General features: G+C 70.9%; 14 protein-coding genes and 1 pseudogene. 8 read left to right on the plus strand and 7 right to left on the minus strand.

Translation table 11 applies throughout. The features are described from left to right. Positions 1-206: 206 nt before the first annotated feature. Together Z052_RS15960 and Z052_RS15965 are read left to right on the plus strand one after the other, a co-directional pair. Positions 207-1694: a proton-conducting transporter membrane subunit gene (locus Z052_RS15960; protein ID WP_094520897.1), complete on the plus strand. Its 1488-nt coding sequence runs from the start codon at positions 207-209 to the stop codon at positions 1692-1694. Further along, a pseudogene (locus Z052_RS15965) lies at positions 1684-4150 on the plus strand (DUF2309 domain-containing protein). Before Z052_RS15960 ends, Z052_RS15965 begins: the two are co-directional and overlap by 11 nt. A gap of 186 nt (positions 4151-4336) precedes the next feature. Here the strand turns inward: Z052_RS15965 and phoU are convergent. Next, a complete protein-coding gene (gene phoU, locus Z052_RS15970) occupies positions 4337-5011 on the minus strand; it encodes a phosphate signaling complex protein PhoU (protein ID WP_049930819.1) in 675 nt (224 codons plus the stop codon). A 253-nt stretch (positions 5012-5264) separates the two neighbouring features. Here phoU and Z052_RS21265 point away from each other — a divergent pair, with 253 nt between their 5' ends. The 3 genes from Z052_RS21265 to Z052_RS15980 all read left to right on the plus strand — a co-directional run bounded on the left by Z052_RS21265 (position 5265) and on the right by Z052_RS15980 (position 7581). Beyond that, a complete protein-coding gene (locus Z052_RS21265; protein ID WP_254921774.1) occupies positions 5265-5399 on the plus strand; it encodes a hypothetical protein in 135 nt (44 codons plus the stop codon). An 87-nt stretch (positions 5400-5486) separates the two neighbouring features. Further along, entirely contained in the window at positions 5487-6224 is a 738-nt protein-coding gene (locus Z052_RS15975) for a carbonic anhydrase (RefSeq protein WP_094520899.1), read from the plus strand. A gap of 103 nt (positions 6225-6327) precedes the next feature. After that, positions 6328-7581, plus strand: a complete 1254-nt coding sequence (locus Z052_RS15980) for a PQQ-binding-like beta-propeller repeat protein (RefSeq protein ID WP_094520900.1) — start codon at positions 6328-6330, stop codon at positions 7579-7581. Positions 7582-7751: 170 nt separating this feature from the next. Here the strand turns inward: Z052_RS15980 and ndk are convergent, their stop codons facing one another. The 4 genes from ndk to rpl7ae are packed head-to-tail and all read right to left on the minus strand — an operon-like array spanning position 7752 to position 9019. Next, the gene (ndk, locus tag Z052_RS15985; protein ID WP_049930823.1) at positions 7752-8231 is read right to left on the minus strand and encodes a nucleoside-diphosphate kinase; all 480 of its coding nucleotides are present in this window, start codon (positions 8229-8231) and stop codon (positions 7752-7754) included. After that, entirely contained in the window at positions 8228-8422 is a 195-nt protein-coding gene (locus tag Z052_RS15990) for a 50S ribosomal protein L24e (RefSeq protein WP_049930824.1), read from the minus strand. The genes ndk and Z052_RS15990 overlap by 4 nt, the downstream gene beginning before the upstream one ends. A 3-nt stretch (positions 8423-8425) precedes the next feature. After that, positions 8426-8650 carry a 30S ribosomal protein S28e gene (locus tag Z052_RS15995; RefSeq protein WP_004595321.1) on the minus strand — a complete coding sequence of 75 codons (225 nt, stop codon included), beginning with the start codon at positions 8648-8650 and terminating at the stop codon, positions 8426-8428. Positions 8651-8656: 6 nt separating this feature from the next. Continuing rightward, complete coding sequence (rpl7ae, locus tag Z052_RS16000) at positions 8657-9019, minus strand: 50S ribosomal protein L7Ae (RefSeq protein ID WP_004595322.1); 363 nt, start codon at positions 9017-9019, stop codon at positions 8657-8659. Positions 9020-9295: 276 nt separating this feature from the next. On the opposite strand from rpl7ae, the gene Z052_RS16005 reads away from it, so the two are divergent. Together Z052_RS16005 and Z052_RS16010 are read left to right on the plus strand one after the other, a co-directional pair. Further along, complete coding sequence (locus Z052_RS16005; protein WP_094494560.1) at positions 9296-10717, plus strand: bifunctional UDP-sugar hydrolase/5'-nucleotidase; 1422 nt, start codon at positions 9296-9298, stop codon at positions 10715-10717. 143 nt (positions 10718-10860) lie between these two features. After that, positions 10861-11418, plus strand: a complete 558-nt coding sequence (locus Z052_RS16010) for a diadenylate cyclase (RefSeq protein WP_049930827.1) — start codon at positions 10861-10863, stop codon at positions 11416-11418. A 67-nt stretch (positions 11419-11485) separates the two neighbouring features. Here Z052_RS16010 and Z052_RS16015 read toward each other — a convergent pair whose 3' ends face one another. After that, complete coding sequence (locus Z052_RS16015; RefSeq protein WP_049930829.1) at positions 11486-12379, minus strand: tetrahydrofolate dehydrogenase/cyclohydrolase catalytic domain-containing protein; 894 nt, start codon at positions 12377-12379, stop codon at positions 11486-11488. Between the two features lie 93 nt (positions 12380-12472). Beyond that, a complete protein-coding gene (locus Z052_RS16020; RefSeq protein WP_089308596.1) occupies positions 12473-13249 on the minus strand; it encodes an aldo/keto reductase in 777 nt (258 codons plus the stop codon). Between the two features lie 200 nt (positions 13250-13449). Here Z052_RS16020 and Z052_RS16025 point away from each other — a divergent pair, with 200 nt between their 5' ends. Further along, entirely contained in the window at positions 13450-13992 is a 543-nt protein-coding gene (locus tag Z052_RS16025) for a hypothetical protein (RefSeq protein WP_094520902.1), read from the plus strand. The last annotated feature ends 14 nt before the right edge of the window (positions 13993-14006 follow it).

Raw genomic sequence — 14006 nt, forward strand, 5'->3', positions numbered from 1 at the left:
GCCGAACGGGCTCACTTGCGACCGCGGACTCGCCAGGCCCTCCCCCACGAGAGGATAATCATAATGTTCTATAATGCTGTTCTTGCGAACGAATTGTGAACACAAACAGCTTTAATAGACGTTATGTTCTCAAAGTGGGTAGACAACGACCGGGTTGCGACTCGACCCGACGGCGGGTCGAGACCGGTCGCGTGGTCGCTCGAACGATGTCAGGACCCACCTCGAAGACGACGGTCGGAGCGCTCCGGAAGACGACGGACTCGTCGTTCGTCTCCGCTGTACTGACGTGGCTCGCGTGGTCGCTGTTCGCCGCGAGCGTCGCCGTCCTCGTCGCCCGACTCCGACTCGGCGCCTCGTGGGAGGTGCCCGGCGCGGTCGCCGTCGACGGACTGACCGTCCTGCTGTGGACCGTCGTCACGTTCTTCAGCGGGATCGTCCACAGCTACTCCCGGCGCTACATGGCCGGGAGCGCCCACGAGACCGACTTCTTCCTCGGGATCTTCTCGTTCACGCTCGCCGTGATGGCGCTCGTCGCGGCCGACCACCTCACGCTGTTCTGGCTGTGCTGGCTGGCGATGGGGCTCTTGATGGCCCGGCTCATCGGGACCGTCGACGGCTGGCCGCAGGCCCGCGCGGCCGCGAGCGTCGCCCGGCGGCACTTCCTCGCGAGCAGCGCGCTCCTCGGCGTCGCCCTATTGACGCTGTGGCGGGCAACCGAGGCGACGACGATCTCGGGTATCGCCGCGAGCGCGGACGGGCTCGGCGGCCCCACGCTGCTCGTCGCCGGGGGCGCGCTCGTCCTCGCGGCGATGATCCAGTCCGCCCTCGTCCCGTTCCACGGGTGGCTGCTCTCCTCGATGACCGCTCCCACGCCCGCGTCGGCGCTGATGCACGCCGGCTTCGTCAACGCCGGCGGCATCCTCCTGACCCGCTTCGCGCCCGTCGTGACGGCCGAAACCGGGCTCATGCTCGCCCTCGTGGTCGCGGGCGCCGCGAGCGCCCTCGGCGGGAAGCTGCTCAAGACCGTCCGGTCGGACGTCAAGGGCGAACTAGGCTGCTCGACCGTCGGGCAGATGGGCTTTATGATCGTCCAGGCCGGGCTCGGCTTCTTCGCCGCCGCCGTGACGCACCTCGTGTTACACGGGTTCTACAAGGCGTACCACTTCCTGAGCGCGGGCGACGAGGTCGAGCGCACGGCCCCGACGGAGACCGAATCGGAACTCGGGGGAACGGGCGTCGCGGGTGCGGCCGTCGTGTTGCTGACCGGGCTCGCCGGCGGCGCGACGTTCGCGGTCCTGACGGGGAAGGGAACGAGCCTCGACAGCGGGCTGCTGCTCGCCGGGTTCGTCACGCTCACGACGCTCCACGCGGCCCGGAGCGCCGTCCGGCAGACCGGTCTGTCGACGGCGGCCCGCTACGGCGCCGTCCCGCTGGTGGCGCTCCCGGCCATCGCCGTGTACGCGCTCGCGTACGAGGCCGTCTCGGGGCTGCTCGCCGGGCTCCCCGTCGTCTCGGCGCCGACCGAACTGACAGCGCTCCACGCGCTCGTCGGCGTCGCCTTCCTCGCGGCGTACGTCGCGATCGAGACCGGCGTCTACGAACGGAGCGAGCGCCTCTACGTCGCCCTGCTGAACGCGGGGCAGCCCGCCCCGGAAACCGTCCTGACCGCCACGGAGGAATACGATGAACGCTGAATCCACCACCGAAGACGACGCAGACGCCATCGGAGACGCTATCGAGACGGCCGCGACCGCCGTCGGGTCGGTCTGGCCGGTCCACTCGTTCGTGACCGCGAACCCCCTCGCCGGCTTCGAGGACCGGCCGTTCGACGAGGCCGTGAGCCGGGCGGCGGACCTTCTCGGCGGCCGCGGCTACCCGCGGGCGGCGACGTTCCGGACGGCCCTCAACGAGGGGCGGATCGACGCCGACCTGCTCGACGAGACCCTGACCGACCGCGGCTACGAGGCCGGTCCCGAAGCCCTGCTGGACCGGCTGGAATCCGCCGAGGGGACGGACGAACCGAGCGACGCCGGCGCCGCGACGCGTCCGGATTCCGACGCCGAGCGCGTCGACCGCGTGCTGACGAAGTGGCTGTCGGCCTTCCTCGACGAGGGGCGGGCCGAGTGGTCGATGCCGAACCGCGAGGCGGGGTTCTACGACGCGTTCCGGTCGGTCGCCCAGCACGACGACGAGATCCCCGATCGGGGGCTCGCAGCCGACCTCCCGGCGTCGCCGACGGCGGCCGTCGAGTCCGCGCTGGAGCCGTATCCCGACGACCGGTGGCAATCGATCTTCGAGGCGCAGTTCGCCGCGCTCCCCGGGTGGACCGGGCTGCTCAAGCGCCGCGCCGACGACGGCGGCGCGTGGCAGTCCGCGTACCCGATCACGCTGACCGGGTACCTCGCGGCCCGGCTCGCGCTGGCGGACGCCTTCGGTATCGACCTCGCCCCGCCGGCCGAGTCCGACGGTCCGGTCGTCGACGCGGAGGACGAGATCGCGGCAGCGTTCCTGAGCGCGTGGGAGGCGACGTACCGCGACGCGCTCGTCGAGCGGGTCGCGGCCGAGAGCGAGGCCCGCCACGGCGAGCGCGGGGCCCGCGCGGACGGCGGCGCGTCCGGACGCCCGGACGCCCAGCTGGTCTTCTGTATCGACACGCGCTCGGAGGTGATCCGTCGGCACGTCGAGGCGACAGGGGACTACGAGACGCACGGCTACGCCGGCTTCTTCGGCGTCCCGATGGAGTACCAGGGGTACGACGACGACGTGTCGATCGACGCCTGTCCCCCGATCCTCGACCCGCAGCACCGCGTCGCCGAGATCCCGACGGACGACGGCGCGCGCTCGCGAGGCCGCGGGCGAGGCGATCGAGACGCTCCGCTCGAACCCCGCGACCGCCTTCAGCTTCGTTGAGGGCGCCGGCAGCGGCTACGGGCTCGCGCTCGCGGCGCGCACGCTCCTTCCCGCCCGGGTGTACGACCTGCTCTCGACGACCGACGACGCGGTTCCGGGCGACCACGAGTTCTGCGAACCGGGCGTCCACCGGCAGGACGGCGCTCCCGGAGCGCTTCCGACCGGTCTGACTCGCGACGAGAAGGTCGAGTACGCCGCGACCGCGTTCGAGCTGATGGGGTGGGAGGAGTTCGGTCGCCTCGTCGTCTTCACGGGCCACGCGGCCGAGACGGCAAACAACCCCCACGACTCCAGCCTGGACTGCGGTGCCTGCGCCGGCAACCCCGGCGGCCCGAGCGCCCGCGTCCTCGCGGCGATCTGTAACGACCCCGAAGTGAAGACGGGACTGCGCGAGCGCGGCCACGACGTGCCCGACGACACCGTTTTCCTCGCCGCCGAACACAACACGACGACCGACGAGGTCGAGCTGTACGACGGGGACGTACCGGACTCGCACGCGGCGGACCTCGAACGGCTGCGCGCGGACCTCGACGCCGCCCGCGAGGCGGCAGCCGCCGAGCGGGTCGGACCGGCGGGCGAGGCCGACTCGGCCGGACCCGGGGGCGCGGCGGGCGTGCGCGAGGCGGAACGGCGGGCCGCAGACTGGGCCGAGACGCGCCCCGAGTGGGGGTTGGCCGGAAACGCCGGCTTCGTCGTCGGGCCCCGGCCGCTGACGAGCGACCTCGACCTCGACGGGCGCGCCTTCCTCCACTCGTACGACTGGGCGACCGACCCCGACGGAACGGCGTTGGAGGCGATACTGACGGGCCCGATGGTCGTCACCCAGTGGATCAACGCGCAGTACTACTTCTCGACGGTCGACAACGCCGCGTACGGCAGCGGGTCGAAGGTGACCCACAACCCGGTCGGCAACGTCGGCGTCTATCAGGGCAACGGCGGGGACCTGATGACCGGCCTTCCGCTCCAGTCGCTCATGGCCGACGCCGACACGGCGTACCACCAGCCGCTGCGGCTCTCGACGGTCCTCCACGCGCCCGTCGACCGCGTCACCGATATCCTCGCCGACAACGAGGCGGTGGCCGGACTGCTGGACAACGACTGGCTCTCGCTGACGGTCGTCGACCCGACGCGGGACCACCGCGCGTTCCGCTACGAAGAGGACTTAGAATGGACGCCGGCGCCCGCGGCGGCCGAAGCGCGCCCCGGAACGGCGACGACGCCGGCCGTCGCCGACGACTGAGATCGGTTCGCCACGGAACCCGGCGAGCGGAGCAAGCGCGGCCGCCCACGCGACGGCGCCGAGAGCCACGCCTGTTTCGTCTCGATCCGGAAGGACACAGCACAGGGAGAGCGTCCCGCTCGGCGACGCGTTCTCAGCGGGCGGGCGACGGTACGTGGTGGGCGTCCCCGGACCGAGTGATCTCGGTCAGTACAGCAGTTCGTCGTCGTTCTCGATCATGTACAGCGACCGGGCGGCGATGTTGACCGCGTGGTCGCCGACCCGTTCGAGGTCGCGGATCGTGAGGAGCAGCCGCGAGACGTTCTGCATGGTACCCTCCACGTCCTCGTCTTCGCGGAGCTCGTCGCGCTCGATGAGGTCGCGGACGACGAGGTCGCTCGCGGCCTCGCAGGCGGCGTCGACTTCGTCGTCCGACTCGGCGACGGCGTAGCAGCGCTCTGCGTCAGACTCCGCGTACGCGTCCATCGCCTCGTCCAGCATCGCCAGCGTGTCGTCGCCGATGCGCTGGACGTCGACGTCGGGGAACACCTCGCGGTCGGCCCGCTTGGCGTACTCGCCGAGGTTCGTCGCCAGGTCTGCGATCCGTTCGAGGTCGGTGATGATCTTGAACGAGGCCGCGATGAACCGCAGGTCCCCGGCCACCGGCTGCTGGAGCGCGATGAGGTCCGTACACTGTCCCTCCAGTTCGAGGTAGAGGTCGTTGATCTCGGCGTCGCCGGCGATCACCTCTTCGCCCAACTCCTCGTCCTGCTGTTCGAGCGCGTCGAGCCCCATCCGCAGGCGCTCGGCGACGACCTCGCTCATGTAGAGGACATCGTCGCGGAGGTCTTCGAGCTTCGTCTGGTACTGTTCGCGTGGCATCTTGGCAGATCCGCCACGCCCGACGCACAAAAACACGTCGGCGGCCGGTTCCCGAACGCGGCAGCCGGGCGGTCGACGAATGACCGAGCGGAGCGACGAGGGAGCGGCCGCGACGACACCGACACGTCGGCAGCGGTCACGACCCCGCGTGACTCGGCCGGTACCGGACGGGTTCGGCCGGTGACGGACTGGTTCGACCGGTAGCGGAGCCTCGGTCGAAGCGTTCAAACCCCGCGGCGACGACGGCTCGGATATGCAGAGCTTGGAAGACTTCGTTGTCGACGAGAACGAGGAGGCGCTCGCGCCCGCGGTGGTGCTCGCGACGATCGCGCTCCTCGCGGTGTTCGTCGTCGGAATCCTGGTCTCCGCGGTCGGGCTCGTCGCCTGACCCGTCCCGGCCGTTCGGGCAGGAGGACTCCGTCAGAAGCCCCCCCGCGCCACGGCGTTTTTTGTGCCCGCGGCCGGGCGGGACGGTATGGACCGCCGGATACTCGCCGACCTCCTCGGCCGCAACGACGACCACGTCGCCGCTCTCCCTCCCGACGTTTTCGACAGCCACCGCGACGGCCAGCGCCCCGGCGTGGTCTCCGTCTGCTGTTCCGACTCGCGCGTGTCACAGGAGGGGATGTTCGCCGTCGACGAGCCGGGGTTCCTCTTCACCTCCGGCGCCATCGGCAACAGCGTGAGCGCGCTCGTTGACGGCGAGCGCGTCCTCGACGGGAGCGTGGCGTACCCGCTCCGGCACACCCACACCGAGGTCCTCGCCGTGGTCGGCCACACCGGGTGCGGCGCGGTCGGCGCCGCGCTCGCGGCGGCGCGCACCGGCGAGTTCCCGGCCGAACCGGGCGTCCGCGCCGCCGTCGAGGCGCTGCTGCCGATCGTCGAGGCCGGGCTCGACGACCCGGCCGTCGTCGGCGAGGGTGACGGCGAGGCGGTCGACGGCACGACCGACGAGGACGCCGAGAGCGATGCCGGTGTCTCGGTCCGCGACCGGCTCGTCGAGTACAACGTTCACGAGCAGGTCGCGTTCGCCCGCGGCAGCGCCGAGGCGGCCGACGCGACCGTGTACGGCTTCGTGTACGATCTCCACGGCGTCTACGGCGACCGTGACGGCGTCGCCTACCTCGTCAACGCCGACGGCGAGCGCGACCCGGCGGCGCTGCGCGACCTCGTCGGCGCGTCGCACGACGACCACGTGGTGACACTCCTGTAGCGCGAGGGGCTCCAAGCCGCCGAGATCGGGAGGCACCGGGACGCCAAGGGCGAGGGGATCGCATCCGACAACCGTTTTACGGCGACGCCCGAATGGGGTTCAAATGGACCGACGCGTCCTGTTCGCGACGCTGATCCTGCTGGCCGGCGGCGCGACCGGGGTGGGCGTGGCGCTGTTCGCGTTCGTCGGCGTCGACGACGCCACCACCGAGACGACAATCGTCTGGGAGTCCGGGCCGGCGCCCGGCGACGACGGCAGCGGCGCGGCGGTCGCGACCGTCGACGGCGAGCCGCTCCTCTTCCGCCCCGCGGCCGAGGACGGGTCGCGGGTCGTCCGCGCGACGGCCGTCGGGACCGACGAGACGCCTTGGTCGGTCCCGGTCTCCGGCCCGGACGCGGAGCGCGGCGGCGGGGACGCCGGCGACACGAACGGCTCCGACGGCGACGGCCCGGTCGGCGTCAGCGGGCTCACCGCGGGCACCCTCGCCGGCGACCCGGTCGTCGCGCTCACGACGGCGCCGGGGGAGCTCGTCGTCCTCGACGCCGCCGACGGGACGGAGCGGTTCGCGGTCGACCTCGGCGGTCCGAGCGGGGTCCGCCCCGCGATCGGCGACCTCACCGGCGACGGAAGTCGGGAGGTGGCCGCGGTCACGACCGACGGGGGCGTTCGCGTCGTCGACGCCGCGGGCGACTCGGTCGCCGAGGCCTCGCTGGCGGGCGAGATCAGCCGCCGACCGCTCATCGTCGAACCGGACGCTGAGGCCGACGAGCGGGGCGGAATCGCGGTGCTGACGACCGCGGGCGCCCCCGCGACGGTCCACATGCTCGACGCGAGCGGCGGGACGCGATGGACGACCGAGCCGACCGTGAATCCGCTGAGCTGGAACGCGGCGGACAGCCGGGACGGGCCAGTGCTCGCGCTCGGCGGCGCCAACGGGAACATCGAGACGCTGGAGACGAGCGACGGCTCGGACCGGTACGAGGTCGGCCTTCAGGATCTCCCGGTCGCGATCGGCGATGCGGACCCCGGACGGGTGTACGTCGGCGGCTCCGGGAGCGTCTGGGCCGTCGACCTCCTCGACGGCGAGGTCGTCTGGAAACAGCAGTACGGTGCCTCGACCCGGATCAACGAGCCGCGCATGGGCGACGTCGACGGCGACGGCGAACTCGCGCCCGTGGTGGTCAACCGCGACGGCGAGGCCCTCGCGATGACCCAACAGGGCGAGGTGACCGCCCGGGGCGGTCCCGCCGAGGTCGTCGCGTACGGCGGTCCCCTGTTCGCCGACGTCACCGGCGACGGCGGTGACGAGGTGATCGTCGTCGCGGACGACGGGACCGCGATCGCGGTCGACACGTGATTCCGGGAGCGGCGCTCGGCGGCAGTTTATGCCGGCAAGGCAGAGCAAAACCAACCGACTGCGCCGCACTCAGCGCGAATATTCACCGGAAACGCGGTGTGTCGCGTGAGCGGTAGCTCTGTGCGGGATCGGACAGCGGAGAAACGGTAGACGCTCCGCGAGCAGCCGCGTCAGTGAGATTCGTCCTCGTACACCCACGCGGCGGTGTCGAGGTCGTAGTCGACGAGCTCCTCGTCGTCGAAGAACAGGTCGATCTCGCGCTCGTTCGCGCCCTCGTCCTCGTGGTCCGACGCGTGGATCACGTTGTGGCCGAGGTCTAAGCCGAAGTCGCCGCGGATCGTGCCCGGGGCGGACTCGGCGGGGTCGGTCTCGCCGACCATCGCGCGGACCTGCCGGGTCGCGTCCGCGCCCTCCCACACCATCGCGAAGACGGGGCCGGAGGTAATGAACTCGACGAGGCCGTCGAAGAACGGCTTGTCCTCGTGTTCACCGTAATGGTTCTTCGCGAGATCCTCGTCGAGCTGGACGAACTTCCCGGCGACGAGCTTGAGCCCGCGCTCCTCGAAGCGGGAGACGATCTCGCCGATGAGACCGCGCTGGACGCCGTCGGGCTTCACCATCACGAAGGTGCGCTCGTCGTGGTGGCTCACTGCTCGTCGCCTCCGGCCCGGTGACCCTCCTCGGTCCACTCGACGTCGCGCGCCTCGCGGCCGAGGAAGTAGTTCTTCTCCGCCTTCGAGTCGACGAAGTGGAGGATCTGTCCGTCCTTCTTCACGTACATCGTGCCCGTGCCGGGCTCGATCTCCTCACCGCTGTAATCGCAGGTGCGTGTCTCGACCATTGGTTATCGGCCTCCGATGGAGTCGGCGTCGCGCTGGGTCTCCCGCAGCTGGAGCACGTCGCCCAGACGGACGGGACCCAGGACGTTCCGGGTGATGATCCGGCCCTGGTTCGATCCCTCTTGGATGCGGCACTTGACCTGCATGGCCTCGCCGTGCATCCCGGTCTTGCCGACGACCTCGATGACCTCCGCGGTCGTCGAGTCGCCGGTGCCCTCTTCTGCGCTCATGGGAGGTTATCGGAGCTCCGCGACCTTCTCGCCGATGTCCTCGACGTCGTCGGCGGCGTCGCCGGCGTCGACGACGGCGGCGGCGGCCGAGCCGACCTCGAGGCCGGCGGCCTGCCCGACCTCGTCCTGCGTGTCGACGAAGGCGACGGGGATCCCCTTCTCCTCGGCGAGCTCGGGGAGGTGCATCACAATCTCCTCGGGGGAGACGTCCTCGGCGACGATGACGAGGTCGGCGTTGCCGCGCTCGACGGCCTTGGTGGTCTCGTTGGTTCCTTTCTTCACGGTACCGGTGTCTCGGGCGACCTCGAGCGCTTCGAGGGATCGCTCCGCGAGGTCCGCCGGGGTGTCGTAGTCTACGTAAACGGGCATATGTTGTTCACCTATCCTCCGTGCGGGCTCGCGTGCCCGTCCCGTGGTCGGTCCCTAACGGAACGGCACATCATCAACCCCACAGAGGCTGTGCCCCGTGGTAGTCAGGACATCCATAAAAGCGCTTTCAATGTCTCGCGCGTGTGCGAGCGGGAGTCACGGGGCGAGATCGCGGGCAGGACCGGCCGTACCGCGGTCGCCGTCGCACCGCCCGCGGCGGACCCGGCGACACTCCGCGCTTTTTATGCGTCGCTCGCCCCTCAGTCGACTCGACGAATGGTCCGCCTCGTTCACTACTCCGACATCGAGAACGTCTTCGACGCCCCCGAGCGAGCGGCGCGCCTCGCCGGCCGGATCCGAGCGCTCTCGGGCCCCGACGCCGCGGTCGTCGGCACCGGCGACACGACCGCGCCGGGCGTCCTCTCGCTGGTTGCGACGGGCAGGCAGGTCCTCGACTTCTACGAGGTGACTGACACCGCCCTCGACACGTTCGGCAACCACGAGTTCGACTACGGTCCCGACCCGCTCCGCGGCCTCGTCGCCGACTCGCCCGCGACGTTCGTCTCCGCGAACGTCCGCGGCGAGGCCGGCGAGCCGTTCGGCCGCGACGAGGGCGTCGTCCCGTGGGCAACCCGCGAGGTCGACGGCGAGACGGTCGGGTTCGTCGGCGTCACCGACCCCGCGACGGACTCGCTTAACCCCATGGCCGCCGACCTCTCGTTCGACGACCCCGTCTCGGCCGCGCGCGACGCGCTGGCCGAGATGCGCGCCGCGGTCGCCGAGCGCGAGAGAGGCGGGGGCGGCGACGAGGGCCTCAATCACGTCGTCGTCCTCTCGCACCTCGGCGCGGGCGACGACGACCTCGCCCGCGAGCTCGACGTCGACGCGATCGCCGGCGGCCACGTCCACAGCCGTCGGAACGAGGTCGTCGACGATACCCTGCTCGTCCGACCCGGCGTCAACGGCGAGGCGGTGGCCGAGATCGACCTCGATTCCGAGCCGCCGACCGCGACGCTCCACGAGCCCGACGGGGCCGACCCCGCGCCGGGGCTCGCCGACGCGCTCGCCGAGCGGATGGCCGCGGCCGACCTCGACGAGACCGTCGACACCGTCGACCGACCGATCGAGCGGTCCGGCGACGTGGTCCACGGCGGGGAGTGCCGCGTCGGCAACTTCGTCGCGGACGCGTTCCGGTGGGTCCACGACGCCGACGTGGGGCTGTCGAACGCGGGCGGGCTCCGCCAGGGCGACCCGTGGACGGGCGACGTGACGAAGGCCGACCTGATCAGCCTGATCCCGTTCGAGGAGCCGGTGGCGCTCGCGTCGGTCACCGGCGCGGAGCTCAGCGACGTGTTCCGCGAGATGGCCGCCCCCGACGTGGACTTCGGCGAGGACGACTGGTGGCACGGCCACGTCTCGAACGCCCGCGTCGTCTGGGACGACGACGCCGAACTGGTCTTAGAAGCCACCGTCGGGGGCGAGCCCATCGACCCGGACGCGCGCTACACGGTCGCCGTCTCGGAGTACCTGCTCCACTCCGAACACGAGTACCCGACACTCGGCCAGCGTCATCGGGTCGACGAGGCGGACATCCAGTACGAGGTGTTGGCCGCTTACGCCCGCGAACACGGGATCGCCCCCGAAATTGAGGGACGGATCGAGATCCGGAACCGGGCCCCCGCAGCGGACGACGACTGAACGAGCGGCGACGGGCGGGCGGTCGGGATGCGAGTGTCGGATCGCGTCTCGAAGCGGCGAGTCCGGCGTCACGGCCCCGGTAGGTTCGGTCGGGTCACCGAGAGAGAGTTTAACACTGTTTGTTTCGTGTGTACATATAGCACATGGACGCGCTTGACGAGGTGCTCGGGAAGTACGCGACGAGCCAGAAGCTGATGGATCACATCAGGTACACCGCCGAATCGCTGAGCATGGAATTCGACGGCTGGGGCGAACAGTACGTGAGCGGTCCCAGTCTCTACGTCCTCATCGTCGCCGAGGTGAACTTCGCCGACTACACCGACCCCCTCGGCGACAACGAGTGGCCGGTCGACCGGTGCCGCGTTGTCACGGAGTCGCGTGATACGTTCACGAAGGTCGCCCGGGACGTGGCGTTCAGTCGAGACGGGGCCGTCATCGTGACCGGCGACGGTACCGTTCAGCGACAGATGGTGCGGGTCCGGAACCCCTCTCGCGGCGAGATCGAAGACGTCGACGGCCTCGAGTTCCCCGGCTGGATGGGGACCAAACACATGAGCGCCTTGGAGACGTCGCTCCGCGACGACGTCCTCTGGGGAATCACGCTTAGCGAGGAGGACGGACGCGTTACGACGTTCCTGAACGGTACGTACCAGGACTACCCTCGCGACGAGATCGGGGGGCGGTGGCGACCCGAGACGTAGGCAGACGCCCCACCGAGCGACGACCGCGAGGTTTCGGCGGGACCGCGCGCGTCCGTCGCCGCCCCGGCTACTCGAGGTCGACCTCGACGTCGCGCTGGAGTCCGGCCGCCTTCACCGTGTTGTACAGCAACATCGCGCGCGTCATCGGCCCGACGCCGCCGGGGACCGGCGTGATAGCGCCCGCGACTTCTTCCGCCGACTCGTAGTCCACGTCGCCCACCAGCTCGTACCCCTTTTCGGTGTCGGCGTCGACGCGGTTGATCCCCACGTCGATCACGGTCACGCCCTCTTTGAGGGTTGAGCCGTCGACGAACTCGGGGATGCCGGCGGCCGCGACGACGATGTCCGCGTCGGCCAGTTCCCCCTCTAGGTCTTCGGTTCGGGAGTGGCAGACGGTCGTCGTCGCGTTGCCGGTCGGGGACTTCTGTATCAGCAGGTTCGCCATCGGCTTGCCGACGATGTCGGAGCGGCCGACGACGACCGCGTCCGCGCCCTCCGTCTCCACGTCGTAGGCGGCGAGCAGCTTCTGGACGCCGTGGGGGGTACAGGGCTTGAACCGGGCGTCGCCCGCGACGAGGCGGCCGACGTTCTCCGGGTGGAAGCCGTCAACGTCCTTCTCGGGGGCGATCCGCCGGAGGACGGTCCGCTTGTCCACGTGGTCCGGGAGCGGGAGCTGGACCAATATCCCGTGAACGTCGTCGCGGTCGTTGAGGTCGTCGATCGTCTCGTACAGCCGCTCGGCGGGCGCGTCCGCGTCGATCTCGACATGGAAGCTCTCGATGCCCACCTCCTCGCAGTCGCGCTGTTTCATCGAGACGTACGTCTCGCTGGCGGGGTCGTCGCTCATCAGCACCGTGGCGAGGCCCGGCTCGACCCCGGAGTCGGACAGCCGCGACACCTCGTCGGCGACCGCGTCTCGCACGTCCGCCGCGACCGCCTCCCCGTCGATGATCTCCGTCATGAGCGATTCTCGTCGTCCCCGCGGTAAAAGTGAACCGGGATCATGCGTATCGAGTCTCTCATAACTCCCAGGTTATACGTATATGTGGATCGGCTACTCCGGGAACAGCTCTTCCTCGCGCTCGACGGCGTCGATCGCGGCGACCTCCGCGTCGGTCAGTTCGAGGTCGGCCGCCGCGAGGTTGGCGCGGAGGTGGGCCTCACTCGACGCCTTCGGGATCGTCACCACCGGCTCCTTCGCGGCCGCCCACGCGATCGCGACCGCCTCGGGCGTCGCGTCGTGCGCCTCGGCGACCGCGGCGACGGCGTCGATCTCGCGCACCCGACCGCCAGCGAGCGGCGAGTAGGCGACGACCGGATACCCGTGTTCGCGGGCGTGACCGAGTAGCTCGGGTCGGAGGAACAGCGGGTGGAGTTCGGTCTGGTGGGCCGCGGGCGGCCGTCCGAGAACCTCGATCGCGCGGTCGAGGTCCGCGACCTCGAAGTTCGAGACGCCGACGTTCCGCACGAGTCCGTCGTCGCCCACGCGGTCGATGGCGGGCAGCGTCGTCTCGGGGTCGTAGTCGCCGCGAGGGCGGTGAACGTACAGCAGGTCTATCGCGTCGACGCCGAGCCGGTCCGCGCTCTCGCGGGCCGCGGGCGCGACCGCGCCGGCCGCGAGGTCGTCTGTCCAGAGCTTCGTCGCGACGGTCACGTCGCCGCGGTCGAGGTCGCCGTCGGCCAGCCCGGCGGCGAGCCCGTCGCCCACGACCGCCTCGTTGTCGTAGATCCGAGCGGTGTCGAGGTGGCGGTAGCCGACGGAGAGCGCCGTCGCGACCGCACCCGGATCGTCGATCCCCATCGTTCCGAGACCGACCGGCGGGAGGTCCATGTCGCGACGTGCGCGGGACGGGAACTAAAGGCTCTCGCCGTGTGAGCTGGACGGCGGGGCCGCGCTCGCGGCCGTGAGTTGACGCCAGCAGTTACGAGCCCGGCCCTCGTACGGACGCCCATGTTTCCCTTCCCCTTACACAGTCGTCGACCCGCCCTCCAGCGCTCGCGCGGCGCGTCGGTGGTCGGCGCCGACGCCGCATGAGCCGGACCGGCGCGTGGTCGCTCCCGACGGCCGCGGGACGCCTCGCGGTCACCCCGGGCGAGATACGCGTCCGGAACCGACCCGACCGCATGTGCGTCGAGGGGCTCCGGGCCCTCGCGAACGGCCGAGCGCCCTCCATCGGTCGCGACGTTTCGGGGTCGGCGGTCGCCGCCGCTATCGCCGCGCTCGGGACGCTACTGGAGTGGGTCGGCAGCGGCGGGACTGGTGGCGGGATCGCCGCGTTCGGGCTCGTGACCGGGTTCGCCGGGGTTTGCGTCTCGGCCGTCCGGAACGCGCGGACGGAGATACCGCTGCGAGACGTCCGGCGCGCCGAGTTCAGGGACGGCGACGTGGTCGTCGTTCACGAGGACGAAGACGGCGACGCGGTCGAGACGGCCTTCCGACCGCGGTCGCCCGCGGCCCGGAACGACGCGGCGCTCGCGCTCCGCCTTCGCGGCGTCGACCTGCGCGGTGCCGACGACGCCGACGGCGTCTCCCGGACCGTCGTCGACGCGCCCGAGACGGAACTCGTCGCGTGAACCGTGACGGCTCG

The sequence above is a fragment of the Halorubrum sp. C191 genome, from assembly GCF_002727095.1.
Taxonomy (GTDB): Archaea; Halobacteriota; Halobacteria; order Halobacteriales; family Haloferacaceae; genus Halorubrum; species Halorubrum ezzemoulense.

Coding starts and splice junctions, on each gene's coding strand:
- Z052_RS15960 (WP_094520897.1), top strand. CDS start 207: ATGTCAGGACCCACCTCGAAGACGACGGTCGGAGCGCTCCGGAAGACG.
- phoU (WP_049930819.1), bottom strand. CDS start 5,011: ATGCCACGCGAACAGTACCAGACGAAGCTCGAAGACCTCCGCGACGAT.
- Z052_RS21265 (WP_254921774.1), top strand. CDS start 5,265: ATGCAGAGCTTGGAAGACTTCGTTGTCGACGAGAACGAGGAGGCGCTC.
- Z052_RS15975 (WP_094520899.1), top strand. CDS start 5,487: ATGGACCGCCGGATACTCGCCGACCTCCTCGGCCGCAACGACGACCAC.
- Z052_RS15980 (WP_094520900.1), top strand. CDS start 6,328: ATGGACCGACGCGTCCTGTTCGCGACGCTGATCCTGCTGGCCGGCGGC.
- Z052_RS15990 (WP_049930824.1), bottom strand. CDS start 8,422: ATGGTCGAGACACGCACCTGCGATTACAGCGGTGAGGAGATCGAGCCC.
- Z052_RS15995 (WP_004595321.1), bottom strand. CDS start 8,650: ATGAGCGCAGAAGAGGGCACCGGCGACTCGACGACCGCGGAGGTCATC.
- rpl7ae (WP_004595322.1), bottom strand. CDS start 9,019: ATGCCCGTTTACGTAGACTACGACACCCCGGCGGACCTCGCGGAGCGA.
- Z052_RS16005 (WP_094494560.1), top strand. CDS start 9,296: ATGGTCCGCCTCGTTCACTACTCCGACATCGAGAACGTCTTCGACGCC.
- Z052_RS16010 (WP_049930827.1), top strand. CDS start 10,861: ATGGACGCGCTTGACGAGGTGCTCGGGAAGTACGCGACGAGCCAGAAG.
- Z052_RS16015 (WP_049930829.1), bottom strand. CDS start 12,379: ATGACGGAGATCATCGACGGGGAGGCGGTCGCGGCGGACGTGCGAGAC.
- Z052_RS16020 (WP_089308596.1), bottom strand. CDS start 13,249: ATGGACCTCCCGCCGGTCGGTCTCGGAACGATGGGGATCGACGATCCG.
- Z052_RS16025 (WP_094520902.1), top strand. CDS start 13,450: ATGAGCCGGACCGGCGCGTGGTCGCTCCCGACGGCCGCGGGACGCCTC.